The sequence below is a fragment of the Rickettsia sp. TH2014 genome (assembly GCF_019249195.1).
In the GTDB taxonomy this organism is placed as follows: domain Bacteria; phylum Pseudomonadota; class Alphaproteobacteria; order Rickettsiales; family Rickettsiaceae; genus Rickettsia; species Rickettsia felis.
The window spans coordinates 1-4,623 of record NZ_MXAX01000044.1; the positions used below are offsets into that span (position 1 = coordinate 1).

Sequence of the window (4,623 nt, forward strand, 5' to 3'; positions counted from 1 at the left end):
GCGAGGGAATGACGGAAAAATTGGTCCACGCGCGAGCAATGACGTTAAATAACAACAATAAAAAAATCAAATCTAAACAGATTATGCCGATTAAAATTTTAATGCCTGCTTTATCTCCGACTATGACGGAAGGAAATCTAGCTAGGTGGTTAAAAAAAGAAGGGGATAAAGTTAATCCCGGAGAAGTAATTGCCGAAATTGAAACTGATAAAGCAACGATGGAAGTAGAGGCAGTAGATGGGGGGATACTCTCTAAAATAACTATTCCGCAAGGTAGTCAAAATGTACCTGTTAACTCTTTAATTGCGGTGTTAAGCGAAGAGGGGGAAGACATAGCAGATATTGATGCGTTTATTGCAAAAAATAATAGTGTATCACTGTCTATAAATGTAGAAGAACAGGGGCAGCTAAATTCACAAAGCTTCAGACAAGATGAATTTAAGGACGAGTCTGCACAGCGCGCATTAGTATGTGAGCACAGACGAGTTCCACAAAATTCGCTTGTGTCAAGCGCGGTGAATGACGCTGTAAATAGTAAAATATTCGCCTCACCACTAGCAAAAAGATTTGCAAAAATGAGAAATGTTAGACTTGAGAATATAAAAGGTAGTGGTCCTCATGGTAGAATAGTTAAACAAGATATCTTATCATATACTCCTAGCACTGTTTATAATAAGATAGTTGCTAGAAATCCTGAAGAATATCGTTTAGTACCAAATAATAATATTCGCAAGATTATAGCTAAGCGTCTACTTGAATCAAAGCAAACTATCCCGCATTTTTATTTATCTATAGAATGTAATGTTGATAAATTGTTAGAGATAAGAGAAGATATCAACAAATCTTTTGCAGAAGACAAATCATCAAGAATCTCGGTCAATGATTTTATTATTTTAGCAGTAGCAAAGGCTTTGCAAGAAGTGCCAAGTGTAAATGCAAGCTGGCAAGAAGATGCTATTAGATACTATAATAATGTTGATATTTCGGTAGCAGTAGCGATTGAGAACGGGCTTGTTACACCGATAGTTAAAAATGCTAATCAAAAAAACATTATAGAGCTATCTCATGAAATGAAAGAATTAATAAAGAAAGCAAAAGATAATAAATTAACCCCTGAAGAATTTCAGGGCGGAGGGTTTACCATTTCTAACCTCGGTATGTACGGTATTAAGAATTTCAATGCTATAATTAACCCACCGCAAAGTTGTATAATGGGCGTCGGAGCTAGTGCAAAACGTGCTATAGTCAAGAATGATCAAGTAACCATAGCAACAATTATGGATGTAACTCTTTCTGCCGATCACCGAGTAGTAGACGGAGCAGTCGGCGCTGAGTTTTTGGCAGCATTTAAGAAGTTTATAGAAAGCCCCGCTTTGATGTTGATATAAGTCGTCATTGCGAGGAGGCATACCCAAACCATCATTGCGAGCAGCCATAGGCTGCGTGGCAATCTCATGAAGCAGTATAAAATTCCTGAGATTGCCGCGTCAAGGCTCCGCCTTTCCTCGCAATGACGTTAAAACTAACCTCATCCCCAAATAAATCAAAAATAACATGAGTTTTTCAGATAATTTAGCAAAAATTTTAGATAAATATGAAAATTTAAGCAAAAAACTATCTTCCGGCATTATGGGAGACGAGTTTGTTAAGGCATCTAAAGAATATGCCGAACTTGAAGATGTTGTAGCAAAAATTAAAGAATATAATAAAGCTAAATCTGAGCTTGAAGAAGCAAATAATTTTAAGCTAGAAGTGGGACTTGATAATGCAACTTTAGAAATGATTGAAGACGAAATACACACCCTTGAAAATTCGTTACCAAAACTTGAAAGAGCCGTAAAAATTGCTTTATTACCGAAAGATGATGCGGATAGTAAAAGTGCTATTATTGAAGTTAGAGCAGGAAGCGGCGGAGAAGAAGCCGCGCTTTTTGCTGCCGTACTTTTCAATATGTACCAACGATACGCCGAGTTAAAAGGATGGCGTTTCGAGATATTAGCAATTTCCGATACGGGAATAGGTGGTTATAAAGAAGCATCGGCATCGATAAAAGGCAAAGATGTATTCTCTAAGCTCAAATTTGAGTCAGGCGTTCATAGAGTGCAGAGAGTACCAGAAACGGAATCACAAGGACGTATTCACACTTCGGCAGCAACGGTTGCAGTACTTCCTGAAGCTGAAGAGGTAGATATTAAAATTGAAGATAAAGACTTAAGAATTGATACTTATAGAGCTTCAGGGGCTGGTGGACAGCACGTTAATACTACCGATTCTGCCGTACGTATAACTCATATCCCTACCGGTATTACCGTAGCCTTGCAAGATGAGAAGTCACAGCATAAAAATAAAGCAAAGGCGTTAAAAATTCTACGTGCTAGAATTTATGAAGAAGAACGCCGCAAAAAAGAACAAGAAAGGGCCGACAGTAGACGAGGGCAGGTAGGTTCGGGAGATCGTTCGGAACGGATACGTACTTATAATTTCCCACAGGGAAGAGTATCCGACCATAGAATAAACTTAACACTTTATAAGATAGACGAAGTGGTTAAAAACGGACAATTAGATGAGTTTGTTGAAGCTTTAATTGCAGATGACGAGGCTAAGAAACTTTCGGAGATATAAGTGTATACGTTATTGTGAGTAGGCATTGTTGCGTGGATACCTAAGTCGTCATTGCAAGGAAATTGCGTAGCAATTGACGAAGCAATCTCAGGAGTTTGTTATTATTTCATGAGATTGCCACACAAGTACTACGACTGCTCGAAATGACGATATACAGCAAAAATACGGTCTAATAAACACATGAAACCACAAGCATCTATAAACGGTAAAATCTGGCAGCAGAAACTGATTAACGAAGATATAGTCACCGAGTTATGTCGTAGTTTCAAAATTAGTGATTTACTGGCTAGGATAGTATCATTAAGAGTAAATAATATAGAGGAAGTAGAAAATTTTTTGATACCGAAAATCAAAAATTTATTACCTAATCCTTTTCATCTACTCGATATGGAAAAGGCTGTAGATAGAACCGTTAAAGCTATTTTAAATAACCAAAAAATATGTATCTTTGCCGATTATGATGTAGACGGTGCTACTTCAGCTGCTTTACTTAAAAACGTCTTTAGAGATTTAAATATACTATGTGATATTTATGTTCCTGATCGTATAGCTGAAGGATACGGTCCGACTCCTTTTGCTATGCAAAAAATTAAAGATAACGGCACAGAATTATTAATTACGGTTGATTGCGGTGCTATGGCACATGAAGCCTTAAAATACGCAAAAGACCTTAACCTTGATGTTATAGTAATCGATCATCATATAGCTACGGAAATATTACCGGATGCAGTAGCTATAGTAAATCCAAATCGTATTGATGAAAAAAGCGAATGTAAACATTTGGCAGCCGTAGGAGTTGCTTTCTTATTTGCAACTGCAATATTATCGAATTTAAAGAAGCAAAATTATTTCACGCAAACAATGCTTCAGCCTAACCTAATGAAGTATCTAGATTTAGTGGCTCTTGGCACTGTTTGTGATATGATGAAATTAACAGGCTTAAATCGCGCATTTGTAGCTGGCGGTTTGAAAGTAATGCAACAAAGACAAAACATCGGTATTAAAACATTATATGATATGGCAGGGCTTAATGAAATACCGAAATGTTATCATTTAAGTTTTATTCTAGGTCCACGTATCAATGCAGGCGGTAGAGTAGGAAAGGCAAGTTTAGGAGCTAATATCCTATCTACTAGTTGTCCTAATGAAGCAAGTAAATTAGCTGAAGAACTTGAAAAACATAATAATGAGCGTAAAGTAATGGAGTTATTAATGATAGAAGAGGCAACAGAAATTGCTTTAACTCAACAAGATAGTAGTTTATTATTTATCGTAAAAGAAGGATGGCATCCAGGCGTTATAGGAATCGTTGCCGGCAGATTAAAAGAAAAGTTTGATAAGCCGGTAGCGGTTGTGGCTTTAAATGACGGGATTGGTAAAGCTTCATGCCGTTCTATTTTAGGTATTGATTTCGGTACTGAGATTATCAATGCTAAAAGCAAAGATTTGCTAATAGCAGGCGGAGGTCATGCTATGGCGGCAGGTTTTACCGTAACTGCTGAAAAATTACAAGAATTGCAGAATTTTTTTAATAATGCTTTTAGAATTAGTATAAATAAACTAGAAAATTATAAGCATGCGGAATATGATATTGATTTAACGGTTAATGGTGTGAATTTCCCTTTAATGGAGGAATTAAATACTTTAGAGCCTTTCGGTCAAGGAAATCATGAGCCTATATTTAAATTCGATGATTTATTTGTATTAAAAGCGGATATCGTTGGAAGTAAACATATTAAATGTATGCTTGCTCCAAATAAGCGAGGCTTTGGTAATAAAGCCTTATCTGCTATTGCTTTTAATTCGGTAGGCACTTCATTTGAAGAGGTTCTATTAAGCCCTAAAGCAAAGAATATTGCCGCAATAGGAACGTTAAAAACGAATAATTGGCAAGATAATTATACTATTCAATTAATTATAAAAGATATAGTTCTTAAAGAGTAGATGGCGATACCCGAATCGTCATTCCCGCGTAAGCATTGTTGCGTGGAGATTAAAAAA

3 protein-coding genes are annotated in these 4,623 nt (G+C 36.5%); all 3 read left to right on the plus strand.

Annotation, left to right across the window (positions count from 1 at the left end):
- The first annotated feature begins 83 nt into the window (after positions 1-83).
- The 3 genes from KYQ89_RS00610 to recJ all read left to right on the plus strand — a co-directional run bounded on the left by KYQ89_RS00610 (position 84) and on the right by recJ (position 4,566).
- Positions 84-1,388 (plus strand): pyruvate dehydrogenase complex dihydrolipoamide acetyltransferase, encoded by a 1,305-nt coding sequence (locus KYQ89_RS00610; protein ID WP_218459886.1) that lies wholly within the window; start codon positions 84-86, stop codon positions 1,386-1,388.
- Between the two features lie 166 nt (positions 1,389-1,554).
- Positions 1,555-2,622 carry a peptide chain release factor 1 gene (prfA, locus tag KYQ89_RS00615; protein ID WP_218459883.1) on the plus strand — a complete coding sequence of 356 codons (1,068 nt, stop codon included), beginning with the start codon at positions 1,555-1,557 and terminating at the stop codon, positions 2,620-2,622.
- A 180-nt stretch (positions 2,623-2,802) separates the two neighbouring features.
- Complete coding sequence (gene recJ, locus KYQ89_RS00620) at positions 2,803-4,566, plus strand: single-stranded-DNA-specific exonuclease RecJ (RefSeq protein WP_218459884.1); 1,764 nt, start codon at positions 2,803-2,805, stop codon at positions 4,564-4,566.
- Positions 4,567-4,623 lie beyond the last annotated feature (57 nt).